Genomic DNA, 16,620 nt, shown 5'->3' with positions numbered 1-16,620 from the left:
GGATTCGCGGTACCACCCTAATTGTTTACGTTCTATACATAAACCACTCAGGAATATCCAAAAAGATATTCTTGCCCAGTAACGCGGGCAAACGTCCTGTCATACTGTCATTTTTCCTACAGGAGGCTTAAAAGTCCATTCAGGTATACGGGCTGTTTGTTCGCAGCAACCACAAACTCTCTGAAAACCTTGTACTACCTTACTACTCTTTGTCATAGCCTATAATAAATATTAAGTAATGATATTCTACTTAAACCTGATTAGAAAAGCAACTATCCAAAGAAAATAATTGAGCAAATAAAGGTAATGACACATGAAAAGATACCTGCATAAAGTAAAGGGCTAGTCCAGGAAAAGGTAAGTACCTCCATATTCGGGCCTTTATCTTTAGAATCGCCTTCTAGTTCAGATATATATTCTTCTTTTTTTGAATTGATTTTCCAGAATTTTTTAAACGAGTAGGAAAAGAAAGAAAAGAAACCTCCTCCTATTACATATAGGAGAGCGCCGGCACAAACATAAAAGAGGCCAATCATAAAATAGCTATCAATCAATGAAAGCAGAAAGGGACTTTTTATATTAATTGAATAGATAATTGAAATTAGAAGGCTGATACCGTTTAATAAAAGAAATTTTTTTTGTGAAGACTTCATGGGTTTCCTCCGAATATAAGTTGTTTTATAAAGTGTATTTAAATTTTATACCAATAATTTAAAAATTAAAAGTTGCAAGTTTATTTATAAAATTTTATTATATTCATAACGTTTCATTTTAATTAAATATGCTTTTCTGGTTGGAATTATCTGAAAAATATAATTTTTTTGTTTTTATAGGATATTTTACCCAGACATTGGTGTATCAAGGTTTGTTGTTAATTCTTGTATTCGAAATGACATATGTTCGTAAACAAAATGTAAAAAAATGATTGCAAAAAATTCTGAAACGTTTTATGATTGGTTACGAAATCTTCTGAAAATTAGAAGAGTAAAAAATAGGGAGGTCATTTACTAGTATGAAAGCAAAAAAAATCTCATTATTTCTTGTAATGATTCTTGCTTTGAGCACTTTCCTTGCAGCTTGTTCCGGCGGAGACGAAGAGACAGGTGGCAATGATAAAGGTGAAGGCAAGAAAGACGTTGAACAAGTACTTAACTTGGTAGAAAGTTCTGAAATTCCGTCTATGGACACTGTAATGGCTACTGACTCTGTTTCTTTCAACGTTATGAACAATACGATGGAAGGTCTTTACCGTTTAGGTGAGGGAGATAAAGTTGTTGCAGGTGTTGCTGAGGGAGATCCAACAGTAAGTGAAGATGGAAAAACTTTCACTATCAAACTGCGCCAAGATGCTAAATGGTCAAATGGTGATCCTGTAACAGCTCACGATTTCATTTATGCTTGGCAAAAAGCTGTAAATCCTGATACTGCTGCTGAATATGCATACATGATGTATGTAATTGAAAATGCAGAAGAAATCAACACTGGTAAAAAGAAAGTGGAAGAGTTAGGTGCTAAAGCGCTTGATGATTACACTCTTGAAATTAAACTAACAAATGCTATCCCTTATTTCCAATCTCTACTTTCTTTCGGAACATTCATGCCACAAAATCAAAAATTTGTTGAAGAACAAGGCGAAAAATTTGGTCTTGAAGCAGATACAACACTTTATAATGGACCATTCACGATGTCTGAGTGGAAACATGAAGAAAGTTTCACACTTTCTAAAAATGATCAATACTGGGATAAAGATACTGTAAAGCTCGAAACAATCAATTTTAAAATCGTAAAAGATACTAATACAGCCGTAAACTTATATGAAACAGGTAAAATTGATCGTGTAGGATTGACTGCTGAAAACGTTGATAACTACAAAGATAGCGAAGAATTCGGTACAGAAAAAGATACTTCTGTATACTTCATTCGTTATAACCAGAAGAACAAAGCATTAGCAAATGTTAATATCCGTAAAGCAATTGATATGGCTTATGACAAGGATGCTTTTGTAAAAACAATCTTAAATAACGGATCTGTACCTGCATACTACTTGGTACCAAGTGATTTTGTTAAAGGTCCGGACGGAAAAGATTTCCGTGACGCTAACGGAGATATGAACGTTACAAATAAAGAAGAAGCTGCAAAGCTTTGGGAACAAGGTTTGAAAGAAATCGGCGAATCCAAAGTTGAACTTGAATTGCTAAATTATGATGGTGACTCTGCTAAGAAAACTGGTGAGTATATCAAAGAACAGCTTGAAACTACTCTTCCAGGACTTACAATTAGCCTTAAGCAACAACCATTCAAGCAAAAACTTGAATTAGAATCTAAAGGTGATTATGACTTCTCTTATGCTGGATGGGGTCCAGATTACCAAGATCCTATGACTTTCATCGATATGTTCGTAACTGATGGAGCTCATAACCAAATGGGATACTCAAATCCTGAGTATGACAAATTGGTTAAAGAAGCTGGATCTACATTATTAAGTGATCTGCCAGCACGTTGGGAAGCTCTTCTAAAAGCAGAAAAAATCCTAATTGAAGAAGATGCGGCCATCAGCCCACTTTATCAACGCGGACTTTCATTCCTATCGAAGGAAAAAGTTAAAAATCTATATAACCACGCCTTTGGCGGAGATTACAGTTACAAGTGGGTATCAATCGAGGAATAATAGCTCGTGTGCCTGAATGGGAGAGTGCATGCCTTAAATGGCCATGTGCTCTCCTTTTCCCTAGTTATGGAATAAAATTCAGAATAAAAAAATAATTGTGATAAACTGAAAAAGGGGGGCTAATAATGCTGCGATATACATTACAACGGATATTCTATATGATTATTACTTTATTTGTTATTACAACTGCTACCTTTTTCTTGATGAAAATGCTGCCGGGATCTCCGCTGAAAAATCAGGAAAAGCTTACTGCTGAACAAAAAGAGATTATTTATGAAAAATATGGACTGAATGACCCAGTGCCGAAGCAGTATGTCACTTATATGACAAACTTAGTTAAAGGGGACTTAGGTACTTCTTTCCAATATGACAACAGACCGGTTACAGAATTAATTGCTACACGTATTCCAAATTCTGCCCATTTGGGTTTTCAAGCTTTGCTGTTTGGAACGATTGTTGGCCTAATGTTAGGAATAGCTGCTGCACTGCGTCATAATACATGGATAGATTATGGTGCCACTGTTATTGCTGTCCTGGGTGTTTCGATCCCATCCTTCGTTTTTGCAGGATTTTTACAGTATTTCTTAGCCGTAGAAAATCAAATCTTCCCGGTTGCTTTCTGGGATGGATTCGAATATACGATCTTGCCAACACTGGCGCTTTCCGCTGGGGTTATAGCAAGCATCGCTCGTTTTATGAGGTCTGAAATGCTAGAAGTTATGGGATCTGATTATATTACTCTTGCAAAAGCAAAGGGTTTATCCGGTGTAGCTGTAGTATTTAAGCATGGTATAAGAAATGCATTGATTCCAATTATTACGATTCTTGGACCAATGGCTGTCAATATTATGACTGGAACACTAATAATTGAACGAATCTTTGCTATTCCTGGATTAGGGGAACAATTTGTTAACTCTATTAATATGAATGATTATCCAACCATTATGGGTACTACGATTTTTTATAGTGCACTATTTATTCTTGTAATCTTCTTGGTGGACATCATGTATGGAATTGTTGATCCTCGTATCCGCCTTGCTGGGGGGAAAAAATAATGGAAAATAATCTAAAGACAGAAAACCTTTCTCCAGAATTATTTAAGGTTGTAGGGCAAGAATCTCATGAAGCAGAGAAAATCGTTCGCCCCAGCCTAACATTTTGGCAGGATGCATGGAGACATTTACTTAAAAATAAAGGTGCAATTTTTGGACTTGTCATGGTTGTGATCTTCGGTCTTTTAGCAATCTTTGCACCAATGACGTCTGGTTACACATATAAGCAACAGGACATAGCAAATTCTAAATTGCCGCCTCGTGTTCAGGGGTTGGAAAATATCAGCTGGCTTCCATTTGATGGTACAGATAAAAATGGTGTGAATGTCTATGAAAAAAATGGTATTGAAGACAGATATCACTGGTTTGGTACAGATGATTTAGGGCGTGACCAATGGACAAGGGTTTGGTACGGCGCAAGGATTTCCTTGTATATCGCTATATTGGCAGCCGTAATTGAGTTTTTCATTGGTGTAACCTATGGAGGGATATCCGGTTTCTTTGGAGGCAGAATTGACGCTGTCATGCAGCGTATTATTGAAGTGCTCGTCGGTATTCCATATCTAATTGTTGTTATTTTAATGATCCTAATTTTCGAAAAACCTGGGGTAATTTCGATTACACTCGCCATGGTTATAACCGGTTGGATAGGAATGGCTCGGATGGTTAGGGGGCAATTCCTGAAATTAAGAGATCAGGAGTATGTTTTGGCTTCGAAAACGCTAGGTGCTTCAAATAGAAGCTTAATATTCAAACATTTACTACCAAATGTATTAGGACCCATTATTGTTACATCGATGTTTACAATTCCGGGAGCCATATTCACCGAGGCATTCCTAAGCTTTATTGGTCTGGGAATTGCTGCACCTGAAGCTTCTTTGGGTTCTTTAGTAAATGACGGTTTTAGATATATAAAATCATATCCATATTTATTGATCATTCCATCCTTAGCTATCAGTATACTAATCTTAAGCTTTAACTTATTGGCTGATGGTCTCCGTGATGCGCTTGATCCAAAAATGCGAAAATAATAGGGAAGGAGAATTATAATGGAGAAATTACTTGAAGTAAAAAATTTGCATGTCTCCTTCGATACCTATGGTGGTGAGGTTAAAGCTGTACGTGGAGTTAGTTTTGACTTGTTCAAAGGAGAAACATTGGCAATTGTTGGAGAATCCGGTTCCGGAAAATCCGTTACAACAAAGGCATTAATGAGATTAATTCCGAATCCTCCAGGACGTATAAAAGAGGGACAAATACTTTTTGGAGAAAATCGTGACCTTGTTAAAATGACTGAAAGAGAAATGCAACGAATTCGCGGTAAAGAAATGTCAATGATATTCCAGGATCCGATGACTTCTTTAAACCCAACCATGAAAGTCGGTAAGCAAATTATGGAAGGGTTAATCAAGCATCAAAATTTAAGCAAAGCAGCCGCCCGTGAGCGAGCTATCGAGCTTTTAAGATTAGTAGGGATTGCCCAGCCTGAAATTCGTATGAACCAATATCCTCACCAATTCTCAGGCGGAATGAGACAGCGTGTAGTTGTAGCGATTGCTCTTTCATGTAATCCAAAAGTGCTGATTGCAGACGAACCAACAACAGCCTTGGATGTTACCATTCAGGCCCAAATACTAGAATTAATGAAGGATTTACAAAATAAAATTGATACATCCATTATCTTTATTACACATGATTTAGGAGTTGTTGCGAACGTAGCTGATCGTGTAGCGGTTATGTACGGAGGACAAATTGTTGAGACTGGAACGGTAGATGAAATTTTCTATGATCCGCGCCATCCGTATACATGGGGGCTATTATCCTCAATGCCTAGCCTAGATAATAGTGGGGATGTTGAGCTTACAGCGATTCCTGGTACTCCTCCGGATTTGATTCATCCACCGAAGGGGTGTCCATTTGCACCAAGGAATCCCTATGCTTTAGCAATTGATTATGAAAAGGAACCGCCTATGTTCCAGATTTCAGATACTCATTTTGCAAAAACTTGGCTCCTACATCCTGATGCACCAAAAGTAAATCCACCGGAGATAGTCCAACAGCGTATTCGCCATATGGCCTCCAATTTTGAAAAACCTGTACAAGTAGGAGGGGTTAACTAATATGGCTACAAAAGAAAAAATTATCGAAGTCAAAGGACTTAAACAATATTTTAATGTTGGTAAACCGAATATGGTTAAAGCGGTGGACGATGTATCTTTTGAAATCTATAAAGGTGAAACATTCGGTCTGGTGGGAGAATCTGGATGTGGCAAATCTACAACAGGGCGATCCATTATCCGTTTATATGATTTGAGTGGCGGAGAAGTCATTTTTAAAGGGAAAGAAGTCCATGGCAGAAAATCAGGTAAGGATCTAAAGCAATTTAACCGAGGTATGCAAATGATCTTTCAGGATCCTTATGCTTCATTAAATCCTCGTATGACTGTGGGCGATATTATTGCTGAAGGCATTGATATACACGGATTAGCGAAAAATAAGGAAGAACGTATGAAACGCGTATACGATCTTCTTGAAACGGTTGGACTTAACCGTGAGCATGCGAGTCGTTATCCGCATGAATTCTCTGGTGGTCAGCGTCAAAGGATTGGGATTGCCCGAGCACTCGCAGTGGATCCTGAATTTATTATTGCCGATGAGCCAATCTCAGCGCTTGATGTTTCCATTCAGGCACAGGTTGTTAACCTTCTGAAAAAGCTTCAAAAAGAAAAAGGGTTAACATATTTGTTCATCGCGCATGACTTGTCAATGGTGAAATACATCAGTGACCGTATTGGTGTTATGTATTATGGTAAATTGGTAGAAGTTGCAGACAGTGAAGATCTATATAAAAACCCAATGCATCCATATACACAATCTCTTCTTTCTGCGATTCCTCTGCCGGATCCGGAAAGTGAACGCACGCGCAGAAGAAAACCGTATAATCCGGACGTTCATGGTTATGATGAAAATGAACAACTAGAAATGCGTGAGATTGCACCAGGACATCATGTATTGTGTTCATTAAATGAATTTGAGCAATATAAAAAAACATATATCAAAAAAAATTAGTATGAACCGTTTGTGGTTCACGAGTCTTATTTGGAATATGTAGCAAAAAGGTTATCCTTCTGTGGATAGCCTTTTTGATGTATTTTTGGAAAAAGAGGGAAGTGAGATGTTTTTTCATATTTATAGGAGGTATAATAATAGTGACATGAAGGAGTGATGTGGGGGATGAAATTGGTTAAAAAAATGGCAGTGTTAATGTCAATCCTAATGATAGGGACACTGTTTACAGAGGTATCATATGCTGCTACAGAGGCTGAAAAAGAGTTTTTACTACATAGTGGACAGAGTATTGTTCTAGAAAACAAGGAACTTCCTGATGGGATGCAACGATTTATAAAAGAATCGAAATATTCATTTACATATCCTGATGCAGTAAGAGGCATCTATGTGACAGGAAATTCTGCAGGGGGCAGTAAATATAAAGAACTGGCAAAATTAGTGGATACAACAGATTTGAATGCGATGGTTATTGATATAAAAGATGACTTCGGTAAATTAACCTATAAACCAGATGCATCTAAGCCATATGCTGAAGCTGGAACAAATCTAATTAAAGATCCAGATAAATTATTAAAGGATATGGAAAAAAGAGAAATCTATCCGATTGCCAGAGTGACGGTTTTTAAGGATAGTTATTTGGCAAATAAAAAACCTGAATGGTCATTTTTAGATGGAAAAGAAGTATGGAAAAATGGCAGAGGAGAATCATTTGTTAACCCATTTGTAAAAGATGTATGGGAATATAACGTTGAGATTGCAAAAGAAGCAGCTGAAATGGGTTTTCAGGAAATTCAATTTGATTATGTTCGCTTTCCCGAAGGATTTGAGAATCGCGATAAAGAATTGAAATACTCAGTGGGTAATTACGGAGATAAAGCTGTAGATAATGTTCAGCATCGAGTAAATGCTGTTACAGACTTTGTAGAGTATGCTAAGAGTGAATTAGAGCCATATGGAGTAAAGGTATCAGTTGATATTTTTGGCTACTCTGCTACTCTTCCAGAAGCGCCTGGGATAGGACAAAACTTCTCTAAGATATCTGAGCATGTTGATGTCATTTCTTCTATGATCTATCCGAGTCATTGGACATCCTATTTTGGAATTGCCAAGCCAGATTTAGAACCATATAAACTTGTAAAAGAATACGCAAAACTAGAGAATAAAAAATTGAGCAGTTTAGAGAGTCCGCCAATCTCCAGGCCTTGGATTCAGGATTTTACGGCACCATGGCTAGGTAAAGGAAATTATAAGCAATACGGAAAAAAAGAAGTAGAAGATCAAATTAGAGCGTTAAAAGAAGAAGGAATCAATGAGTATTTATTATGGAACTCAGGAAACCGTTATACCTCCGGAGTAGACTATAAACAATAATAAAATCATATAAGCTGAAACAAAGGATTGGCTAAAAAAAGCCAATCCTTTTCTTTAGCTTATTTCATACTCCAATCGGGTGAGAATTTTTATTAGTAATGTATAATTTGGGGAATTTTATCAACAGGTTCTTAAGAAGTAGAATACTGGCTGCATCCGCCATTTATAATAATGTTTAAAGCCAGTGATGATTATGAAGTTTATTTCGCTACGCGAATACAGCTCTGTTAGGAAGGTTAAGAAATTGAAAAGGTTATTTGTTTTTCTTGCCGCCAACCTTATTAAATCCGGTTGTTGATCTGTTCGTTTGTATCACAAACTCAGAACGCTTGTGCCTGCCGAAAATCAGATTTCCAATACCATTTGTTAATGGACCCATAAAAGCAGTTAGACCAATAATTAAAAAGGATACCAATATAAAATCAAGGATATATTCGCTCATTCGTTCCTCCTTTTATATTTCGACTGTGTAAATTTCTTTACATTTTTATTGTAATAGATTAAGAAGTGGGAGAAAAGGGAAAAGGTAACTTGGTTGCTAAATTTTATACATTTAATAAAATATATCACCTTAGAAGATAGAAAAAATCATACGAATAGGCAGGATGCTTGTTCTAAACTATTAATCCATGAGATAGGTAACACCTATCATTTAACAACCTATAAGAATATGTATGAATGTAAAATCAAAATTACTAGATACGAACTAGATAAACAAAGGAGCAGATACATCAGATGAGTTGGTATAAAAGATTGCGTGAATATTTTCCGGAAGAGGAAATGAAATCAGAAGAACATATAAACATGCTGTTAAATCATGGCCAAAAGGACTACTTCCTTGATAATGGGAAAAATCATATTTTATTATATGCAGAGAAAGAGAACTTTATCTTTGTTGATTACTTATATGTGATGGGTAATGCAAGAGGAAATGGTACAGGAAAAAAGGTTTTGGACAAACTGAAATTGAAGGGAAAACCAATCTTTTTAGAAGTAGAGCCGATAAATGAGTCGGAAGAGGATTCAGAGAAAAGATTACGATTTTATAAACGAGAGGGTTTTAAGCATGCGAATACCGTCTCCTATGTTAAAAATTCACTCGCTACAAATAAAGATGTAGAATTGGAGATTCTTTATTGGAGTCCGGAAGCAGATAAGCATATGGATCAAGAGGTATTAGATGGAATGAAAGAAATCTATCGTGATTTGCATACTTATAAGGATGAAGAATTATATGGAGGGAAATACCGGCCAACTGAGAAAGCCTTGAAAATAAAAGAAAATAAATCTGATATTTTAGATGAAATAACAAGCTGAAGATTTAACTTCAGCTTGTTTTCTTTTTACCTCAAATGTTTAACGGCTTCGCTCTAGGGTATATAAATAATAGAAATTATTTAAAAAAAGAGACACAGGCCAAATGAAATAGGGCAAAGGAATGGAGTAATATAACAATTATTTCAATAATATGATAGTAAGGTTAATGTTTAGTAAACCCGGAAACATTTTCTAAAAAATCTCTACACATTCCATTATTAATCATGTATAATAATTTTATATGTTCCTTAATTATAATTATTTTAATTTAGATAGTATCATAAGCATTGTGAAATGTTAAATATATAGCTCTAACGGGATAAGGGAACTTAAAGAATAGGGAGAGTGACAGGGAATGGTTACACTTTACACATCACCTAGCTGTACGTCATGTAGAAAAGCAAAAGCTTGGTTAGAAGAACATGATATTCCATATAAAGAACGTAATATTTTTTCTGAATCATTAAGTCTTGATGAAATAAAAGAGATTTTACGTATGACTGAAGATGGTACCGATGAAATCATTTCAACACGCTCGAAAACTTTTCAAAAGTTAAATGTAAATCTTGATAATTTACCTTTACAGGAATTGTTTAATATCATCCAACAGAATCCCGGATTATTAAGAAGACCAATTATCATTGATGAAAAACGTCTGCAAGTTGGTTACAACGAAGATGAAATCAGACGATTTTTACCTCGTAAAGTAAGAACATTTCAACTTCGAGAAGCACAGCGCTTAGTTAATTAATTTTTATATTGTTCATAAACCCCCTTCCTGGACAGCGAAGGGGGTTTTGGTGTATCTTAAATTATTAGACATAATTATTTTATGAAATATAGGCTTTTTGTTTCCCACTATTTACTATTTATCATAAAATATAACTACCACCTGCTTTATAAAAAGAACATCCATGATTAACATTTTTAAAAACAGGGAAAAGATATAACAACCTAGTTTGGGGGTATATCCCTTCAATTACCTCAAACCAGAAGGGAGAGAGTGAATCATGGAAATCGAACGTATTAATGAGAATACTGTAAAATTCTACATTTCATATGGGGATATTGAAAAGCGAGGCTTCGATCGAGAAGAGATCTGGTATAATCGTGATCGAAGTGAGGAACTTTTCTGGGAAATGATGGATGAAGTGCATGAAGAAGAGGATTTTACTGTTGAAGGCCCACTTTGGATTCAAATCCAAGCACTTGAAAAAGGGTTGGAGATTTTAGTTACTCGAGCGCATCTATCCAAGGATGGCCATAAATTCGATTTGCCAATTGATGATCCCGCCAATTCCGTTGATGTGAAGATAGAGTCTATGCTTGAAGAGCATTTTCAAACTAACCAAGCAATAGATGAGCAAATAACAGAGGATGATACATTGGAATTTGTCCTTTCATTTAAAGACTTTGAAGATGTCATTGCATTAAGTAAAACGAACGGAATTCAAGGAGTTGTGACCAAGTTATACTCCTTTGAAAATATATATTATTTGTATGTAGAATTTCCAGATGGAGAGTTTGTGGAAGAAGAGATTGATAATAAGCTATCAATTATACTTGAATATGCTGATGAATCTCCTGTTACAATCCATCGTCTTGAAGAATATGGAAAAGTCATTATACCTAAAGATGTATTCTCGACTGTAAGCCAATACTTTTCTTAATACTCATTAATTGAAAGCTGATTTCCACTTGGAAGTCGGCTTTTTAGTTCTTAAATTGGTCTGGAATCACCACATTGAGGACCCCCTATTTAGAAAGTGTGATTGAAAAACTAATCGAGGGTTTGCGTCATTCAGACCATATTGGGGTATAGATAATGAAAGTTTTCAATGAAAAATGGATAAGGTGAGGATTATGAAGAATTTTATTAATGTTCTTTTATTTATCGCAATTTTAGGGATTGTGGGATTTATATATCAGAAAAATTTCGATGGGGATTATATTCAATATGGAAGTATATTATTTACAATAACTGTTGTTTTTATTGGATTTATTATATTCCTGGAAAATCGTCATCCTGCACAGACACTAGCATGGTTAATCGTTTTGGGTGCTTTTCCGGTAGTTGGATTCTTGTTTTATTTGTTATTTGGAAGGAATTTTAGAAAAGAAAAGATATTTAAGAAAAAATATTTTTTAGATAAGCAAAAGTATATGGATATTACAGGGGAAAGTGAGAAAAGATTATTAAGATTAGATAATGAGAATCATGATTATAGCCAATTGTTTAATCTAGCTGATCAGATTGCCAACACCCCTATCTCTTTATCTACGGAGACTAAAGTTCTTACAAATGGAAAAGAAACATTTAATTCTATTAAAGAAGCTTTATTGCAAGCAAAACATCACATACATATGGAATATTATATTGTTCGCCATGATACCTTGGGGAATGAAATTAAAGACATACTTATTAATAAAGCGAAAAACGGGGTGAAAGTTAGATTTCTTTATGATGCAGTCGGATCATGGACTCTTTCAGGGGAATATATTAAGGAAATGAGAAAATGGGGGATTGAGGTAGTGGCGTTTGGCCCTGTTAAGCTCCCCTTTTTAAATAATAAATTTAACTTTAGAAACCATCGAAAAATTGTTGTAGTGGACGGAGATATTGGCTTTGTTGGTGGTTTAAATATCGGTAATGAATATTTGGGTAAAGATGAGAACTTTGGATTTTGGCGTGATACCCATTTGAGGTTAAATGGAGAAGGAGTCCGCAGTTTACAATTAATCTTTTTGCAGGATTGGTATTACATGACCAATCACAGTTTCTTAACAGATGAGTATCTTGCTCCTGTAACAACAGATCATGAAAAAGGGCATCATGGGGGAGTACAAATAATTGCAGGTGGGCCTGATAATGAATACAGTACCATTAAAAATATATTCTTTTCTATGATTGTTTCGGCAAAAAAATCAGTTTGGATTGCCTCCCCTTATTTTATCCCAGATGAAGACATATTTTCTGCCTTGAAAATTGCTGCTCTAAGTGGTATTGATGTTCGCTTATTAGTACCTAGTAATCCGGATAAGAGAATTGTCTTCCATGCTTCGAGGTCCTATTATCCTGATTTATTGGAGACAGGAGTTAAAGTCTATGAATATCGTGAGGGTTTCTTGCATTCAAAAATCATCATTGTAGATGGAGAACTTGCATCTATAGGTACCTCAAATATGGATATGAGAAGCTTTCACTTGAACTTTGAAGTCAATGCGTTTCTCTATAAGACCGATAGTGTACAAACATTAGTAAATGATTATCTACATGACTTATTAGTTTCGAATGAGCTGCATATTGAGGTATTTAAAGGTAGACATTTCGGTATGAGAATGATGGAATCATTATTTAGACTACTATCACCGATGCTATGATGAAAAAGCTCCGCCTAGTTGAAAAGTTCAACAGATGGACATATAGAGTTCATTTAGAATGAAGGTTTATTAAATAGATAACGAGAATTTGATAGGTATCCTATAGGAAAAGGAGCCTGTACATGCTGGTTGCAATTAATAAAGAAGATAAACAAATTCATGCCAACCAAATTATAAAGAGACACGAGGAAGAGTATCGCTGTCCTGCTTGCCGGAAACGTGTGATATACCGTTCCGGCCCGCGGACGATTCCCCATTTTGCTCATCAAACAAAGGGGAATTGCCAAGCAGCAACTGAATCTGAAACAGCAGATCATCTATCAGGGAAAAATAATTTATACCGTTGGTTAAGAAGCTGTCAGTTGGATGTTGAACTGGAGAAATATATAGCTATCATAAAGCAAAGACCTGACATTTATGTAAAGAGGAAAAATCAATATTATGCAATCGAATATCAATGTTCATCTATTCATGAAGAGTTATTTTTGAAAAGAACAAAAGGATACTTGGATGCAGATGTTGTGCCTATCTGGATTTTTCACAGCCACTTCATTAAAAGAAACGGAGTTTATCTGTGGAGGCTAAATTCACTCCTTAAATCTGCTCTTAGAAAATCTTCATCACCTTTTCTCCTCTTTCACAACCCCAAGCAAGCAAATTCCATACTGGCATTTGTGAATATTATACCTGTCTCAATAGAACAATGCTTCGGTCAGATGGTATTGTTATCTGAGGGAATGGGTCTGGAAAGTATCTTATCTCCACCCAAGCAAGAAATCCCTTATTTAAACGATTGGTTTAAAAAACGTACTCTGCAACTTATGAATGAAATCCGTTTTAAAGGCTTGCAAAGTAAGCTGATTAAAGAATTATATCAGGTTGGGATATCTCCGTTTAAAATCCCTGAATTTGTTGGTGTTCCATTGTTAAGCGGCTGTATGTATGGAATGCCGGCGACTGTCTGGCAAGGATTAATCTATATCGATTTACTGAATTGCTTTAACCTGCATGGAAGAATCAGTGAAGCATGGATTCGGTCAAGATTTTTGGAAAGAATAAAGAAGAAGGATATAATTTTAAATCAATGCCCTTTAATGAGCCAGGATATATTTACCGCATTGAAAGAATATCTGAGATTCCTTGAAAAAATTGATTATTTGGAAAAAATAGATGTAAATCATTATATAATAAGAGAAGACTTCATTTTAGACGATCATTTTGAAGAGATAATCAAATTGAGGTTATTCGATTTTTATGAAGGGAATTAAAGGTATTATGAAGAACTTTATGAAAGAAGCAAATGATTGGAGGGAACTGCATGGCTGCAGATATTAAACAATTACCTGAAAGAAAAGATATACCTGTAGAAGATACTTGGAGACTGGAGGATATCTTCCCAAGCGATGAAGCATGGGAGAAGGAGTTCAAGGGCATTTTGGCTGAATTGCCAAAAGGCGATCAATATAGAGGGAAATTAGATGAGAGTGCTGATACCTTATGGCAGGCTTTGCAATTTCAGGATATGATTACTGAAAGACTTGGACGTTTATATACATATTCTCACATGAGATATGACCAGGATACCGGTAATACATTTTATCAGGGAATGGACGACCGCGCCCGGAATTTATATTCTCAGGCTGCCAGTGCTTTTTCGTATATTTTACCTGAAATCCTTGCAATTAAAGAAGAAACAATTAATCGGTTCATGCAAGAGAAAAAGGAGCTTTCCTTATATGAACAAACTTTAAAAGAGATCAATCTGCAAAGACCCCACGTTCTATCAGCAGAGGCAGAGGCTTTATTGGCTCAGGCATCAGAAGTGATGGGAACTGCATCCAATACTTTTGGCATGTTAAATAATGCCGACCTTCGTTTTCCTACAATTAAAGATGAGAACGGGGAAGAGGTTGAACTGACTCATGGAAGGTACAGCAGATTTTTGGAGAGCAGTGATCGTAGAGTTCGTGAGGAAGCCTTTAAAGCGATGTATAAGACATATGGACAGTACCGAAATACGTTCGCAAGTACATTATCCGGGACAGTGAAGAAAGATAATTTCTATGCAAAGGTACGTCATTATGATTCTGCAAGACATGCAGCTTTAAGCAATAATAATATTCCGGAAACCGTATACGAAAATCTAATCAATTCCATTCACAACAATCTGCATTTACTACACCGTTATGTGAAGCTTCGTAAAAAACTTTTAGGTGTGGATGAATTGCATATGTATGATTTATATACACCTTTAGTGAAAGACGTGAAGATGGATATTTCCTATGATGAGGCTAAAGAATATATTCTAAAAGGGCTTGAGCCTTTAGGTGAGGAATACATCAATGTATTAAAAGAAGGGTTCGAAAACCGTTGGGTAGATGTTCACGAAAATCGCGGTAAACGAAGCGGCGCATACTCCTCAGGTTCATATGGAACTAATCCATATATTCTAATGAACTGGCAGGATAATGTGAATAATCTTTTCACATTAGCTCATGAATTCGGCCATTCTGTACACAGTTTTTACACACGCAAAAATCAGCCATATCCATATGGTAATTATTCGATTTTCGTAGCTGAAGTAGCATCTACTACAAACGAAGCCCTGTTGAATGATTATTTGCTTAAAACAATAGATGATGAGAGCAAGAAAATTTATTTATTAAATCATTATCTTGAAGGTTTTAGAGGAACAGTATTCCGTCAGACGATGTTTGCGGAGTATGAACACATTATTCATAAGATGGCACAGGATGGAGAAGCTCTGACTGCTGAAAGCCTAACACAAAAATATTATGAGCTTAATAAAAAATACTTTGGTGATGATATTGTTATTGATGAGGAGATTGGTTTGGAATGGTCAAGAATCCCTCATTTCTACTACAATTATTATGTATACCAATATGCAACTGGATTCAGTGCAGCAGCAGCGTTAAGTAAACAGATTTTAGAGGAAGGGCAGCCGGCTGTTACGCGCTATATTGAATTCCTAAAAGCAGGCTCAAGTGATTTCCCAATTGAGGTTCTTAAAAAAGCAGGTGTAGACATGACTTCACCGAATCCGGTTGAAGAAGCTTGTAAAGTTTTTGAGGATAAATTAAATGAGCTGGAAGCTCTTTTAGATAAATAAAAATAATTCGAGGATTTTTTAAACCACCCCTTAGAAGTTAGACACCAATTTAACTTTTAAGGGGCGGTTTTTTTAAAATGGAATTAAATGCTGAAATTAAACTTAATGATTCCAGTACTAGTAACTCTAGAGGAGGGAAATAACCCTTGGAGGAAAAAGTTTTACACAATCCAAAAATTGAGGATCTTAGTGAAATTAAATTAGTAGGTTTTCGAGTTTTATGCGATGGCGAACAATATCTAAAATGAAATTCCAAAAGCAGCACAACTTCTTAATGAACGTATGAATGAAATTCAACAGGTTACCAATTCATCTGTACAATAGGGGCATTTGTTGTTGATAACTATTCAGAAACTGAAGATGGTTATTGGATATGTGTTCAAGTTAACGAGTACGAGGATATACCGGATGATATGGTTTGCTTAACGATTCCGCCTCAAAGATATGCTGTAGGCAAACATAATGGAGCTAATTATAGTATTAGAGATACATATGCAAGATTACACGCTTGGATTGAAAAAAACGGATATGAAAGACAATTAGATAAATGGCATTTAGAGAGGTATCATAGTTGGAATAATAAAGATAATCTAATTATTGAGTTATTGGATACTATTACAGAATCTTAAACT

15 protein-coding genes and 1 other annotated feature (1 of these 16 running past the window's edge) are annotated in these 16,620 nt (G+C 35.6%); of the genes, 13 read left to right on the top strand and 2 right to left on the bottom strand.

Features of this window, described 5'->3' with window-relative positions; all coding sequences use genetic code 11:
• Positions 1 to 225: a binding site (T-box leader), on the bottom strand (it extends 14 nt beyond the left edge of the window).
• Between the two features lie 47 nt (positions 226 to 272).
• On the bottom strand, positions 273 to 653 hold the full coding sequence (locus FHY45_RS03730; protein WP_077247957.1) for a DUF3899 domain-containing protein: 381 nt from the start codon (positions 651 to 653) through the stop codon (positions 273 to 275).
• Positions 654 to 1,012: 359 nt separating this feature from the next.
• On the opposite strand from FHY45_RS03730, the gene FHY45_RS03725 reads away from it, so the two are divergent.
• The 6 genes from FHY45_RS03725 (at position 1,013) to FHY45_RS03700 (ending at position 8,160) form a co-directional block, all read left to right on the top strand.
• Positions 1,013 to 2,668, top strand: a complete 1,656-nt coding sequence (locus FHY45_RS03725) for a peptide ABC transporter substrate-binding protein (protein ID WP_139891430.1) — start codon at positions 1,013 to 1,015, stop codon at positions 2,666 to 2,668.
• A gap of 125 nt (positions 2,669 to 2,793) precedes the next feature.
• Positions 2,794 to 3,723: an oligopeptide ABC transporter permease gene (gene opp3b / locus FHY45_RS03720; RefSeq protein WP_066101463.1), complete on the top strand. Its 930-nt coding sequence runs from the start codon at positions 2,794 to 2,796 to the stop codon at positions 3,721 to 3,723.
• Entirely contained in the window at positions 3,723 to 4,751 is a 1,029-nt protein-coding gene (gene opp3C, locus FHY45_RS03715; RefSeq protein ID WP_066101462.1) for an oligopeptide ABC transporter permease, read from the top strand. The genes opp3b and opp3C overlap by 1 nt, the downstream gene beginning before the upstream one ends.
• Positions 4,752 to 4,769: 18 nt before the next feature.
• Complete coding sequence (locus FHY45_RS03710; protein WP_139891429.1) at positions 4,770 to 5,840, top strand: ABC transporter ATP-binding protein; 1,071 nt, start codon at positions 4,770 to 4,772, stop codon at positions 5,838 to 5,840.
• Position 5,841: 1 nt separating this feature from the next.
• The gene (locus tag FHY45_RS03705) at positions 5,842 to 6,789 is read left to right on the top strand and encodes an ABC transporter ATP-binding protein (RefSeq protein ID WP_066101457.1); all 948 of its coding nucleotides are present in this window, start codon (positions 5,842 to 5,844) and stop codon (positions 6,787 to 6,789) included.
• A 183-nt stretch (positions 6,790 to 6,972) separates the two neighbouring features.
• Positions 6,973 to 8,160, top strand: a complete 1,188-nt coding sequence (locus FHY45_RS03700) for a putative glycoside hydrolase (protein WP_373925466.1) — start codon at positions 6,973 to 6,975, stop codon at positions 8,158 to 8,160.
• A gap of 253 nt (positions 8,161 to 8,413) precedes the next feature.
• On the opposite strand, the gene FHY45_RS03695 is transcribed toward FHY45_RS03700, so the two are convergent.
• On the bottom strand, positions 8,414 to 8,602 hold the full coding sequence (locus tag FHY45_RS03695) for a hypothetical protein (protein WP_066101454.1): 189 nt from the start codon (positions 8,600 to 8,602) through the stop codon (positions 8,414 to 8,416).
• A gap of 293 nt (positions 8,603 to 8,895) precedes the next feature.
• On the opposite strand from FHY45_RS03695, the gene FHY45_RS03690 reads away from it, so the two are divergent.
• From FHY45_RS03690 to FHY45_RS20765, 7 genes are all read left to right on the top strand, one after another.
• Entirely contained in the window at positions 8,896 to 9,477 is a 582-nt protein-coding gene (locus FHY45_RS03690) for a GNAT family N-acetyltransferase (RefSeq protein ID WP_139891428.1), read from the top strand.
• A gap of 355 nt (positions 9,478 to 9,832) precedes the next feature.
• Entirely contained in the window at positions 9,833 to 10,228 is a 396-nt protein-coding gene (gene spxA / locus FHY45_RS03685) for a transcriptional regulator SpxA (RefSeq protein WP_066101447.1), read from the top strand.
• 259 nt (positions 10,229 to 10,487) lie between these two features.
• Complete coding sequence (mecA, locus tag FHY45_RS03680; protein ID WP_066101444.1) at positions 10,488 to 11,147, top strand: adaptor protein MecA; 660 nt, start codon at positions 10,488 to 10,490, stop codon at positions 11,145 to 11,147.
• 193 nt (positions 11,148 to 11,340) lie between these two features.
• Positions 11,341 to 12,858, top strand: a complete 1,518-nt coding sequence (gene cls / locus FHY45_RS03675; protein WP_066101441.1) for a cardiolipin synthase — start codon at positions 11,341 to 11,343, stop codon at positions 12,856 to 12,858.
• Between the two features lie 122 nt (positions 12,859 to 12,980).
• Complete coding sequence (locus FHY45_RS03670) at positions 12,981 to 14,126, top strand: competence protein CoiA (RefSeq protein WP_139891427.1); 1,146 nt, start codon at positions 12,981 to 12,983, stop codon at positions 14,124 to 14,126.
• Positions 14,127 to 14,176: 50 nt separating this feature from the next.
• Complete coding sequence (gene pepF, locus FHY45_RS03665) at positions 14,177 to 15,988, top strand: oligoendopeptidase F (protein WP_066101435.1); 1,812 nt, start codon at positions 14,177 to 14,179, stop codon at positions 15,986 to 15,988.
• A 311-nt stretch (positions 15,989 to 16,299) separates the two neighbouring features.
• Complete coding sequence (locus FHY45_RS20765; RefSeq protein ID WP_306821543.1) at positions 16,300 to 16,617, top strand: GyrI-like domain-containing protein; 318 nt, start codon at positions 16,300 to 16,302, stop codon at positions 16,615 to 16,617.
• Positions 16,618 to 16,620: the final 3 nt, after the last annotated feature.

The organism is Bacillus sp. D386, assembly GCF_006346415.1.
Note: the sequence above shows the minus strand (reverse complement) of the source record. Positions and strands in the feature narration are given on the sequence as shown.

Bases quoted from the DNA above. Each gene is read 5' to 3' on its own strand.
- FHY45_RS03730 (WP_077247957.1), bottom strand. From the start codon at position 653: ATGAAGTCTTCACAAAAAAAATTTCTTTTATTAAACGGTATCAGCCTT.
- FHY45_RS03725 (WP_139891430.1), top strand. From the start codon at position 1,013: ATGAAAGCAAAAAAAATCTCATTATTTCTTGTAATGATTCTTGCTTTG.
- opp3b (WP_066101463.1), top strand. From the start codon at position 2,794: ATGCTGCGATATACATTACAACGGATATTCTATATGATTATTACTTTA.
- opp3C (WP_066101462.1), top strand. From the start codon at position 3,723: ATGGAAAATAATCTAAAGACAGAAAACCTTTCTCCAGAATTATTTAAG.
- FHY45_RS03710 (WP_139891429.1), top strand. From the start codon at position 4,770: ATGGAGAAATTACTTGAAGTAAAAAATTTGCATGTCTCCTTCGATACC.
- FHY45_RS03705 (WP_066101457.1), top strand. From the start codon at position 5,842: ATGGCTACAAAAGAAAAAATTATCGAAGTCAAAGGACTTAAACAATAT.
- FHY45_RS03700 (WP_373925466.1), top strand. From the start codon at position 6,973: ATGGCAGTGTTAATGTCAATCCTAATGATAGGGACACTGTTTACAGAG.
- FHY45_RS03695 (WP_066101454.1), bottom strand. From the start codon at position 8,602: ATGAGCGAATATATCCTTGATTTTATATTGGTATCCTTTTTAATTATT.
- FHY45_RS03690 (WP_139891428.1), top strand. From the start codon at position 8,896: ATGAGTTGGTATAAAAGATTGCGTGAATATTTTCCGGAAGAGGAAATG.
- spxA (WP_066101447.1), top strand. From the start codon at position 9,833: ATGGTTACACTTTACACATCACCTAGCTGTACGTCATGTAGAAAAGCA.
- mecA (WP_066101444.1), top strand. From the start codon at position 10,488: ATGGAAATCGAACGTATTAATGAGAATACTGTAAAATTCTACATTTCA.
- cls (WP_066101441.1), top strand. From the start codon at position 11,341: ATGAAGAATTTTATTAATGTTCTTTTATTTATCGCAATTTTAGGGATT.
- FHY45_RS03670 (WP_139891427.1), top strand. From the start codon at position 12,981: ATGCTGGTTGCAATTAATAAAGAAGATAAACAAATTCATGCCAACCAA.
- pepF (WP_066101435.1), top strand. From the start codon at position 14,177: ATGGCTGCAGATATTAAACAATTACCTGAAAGAAAAGATATACCTGTA.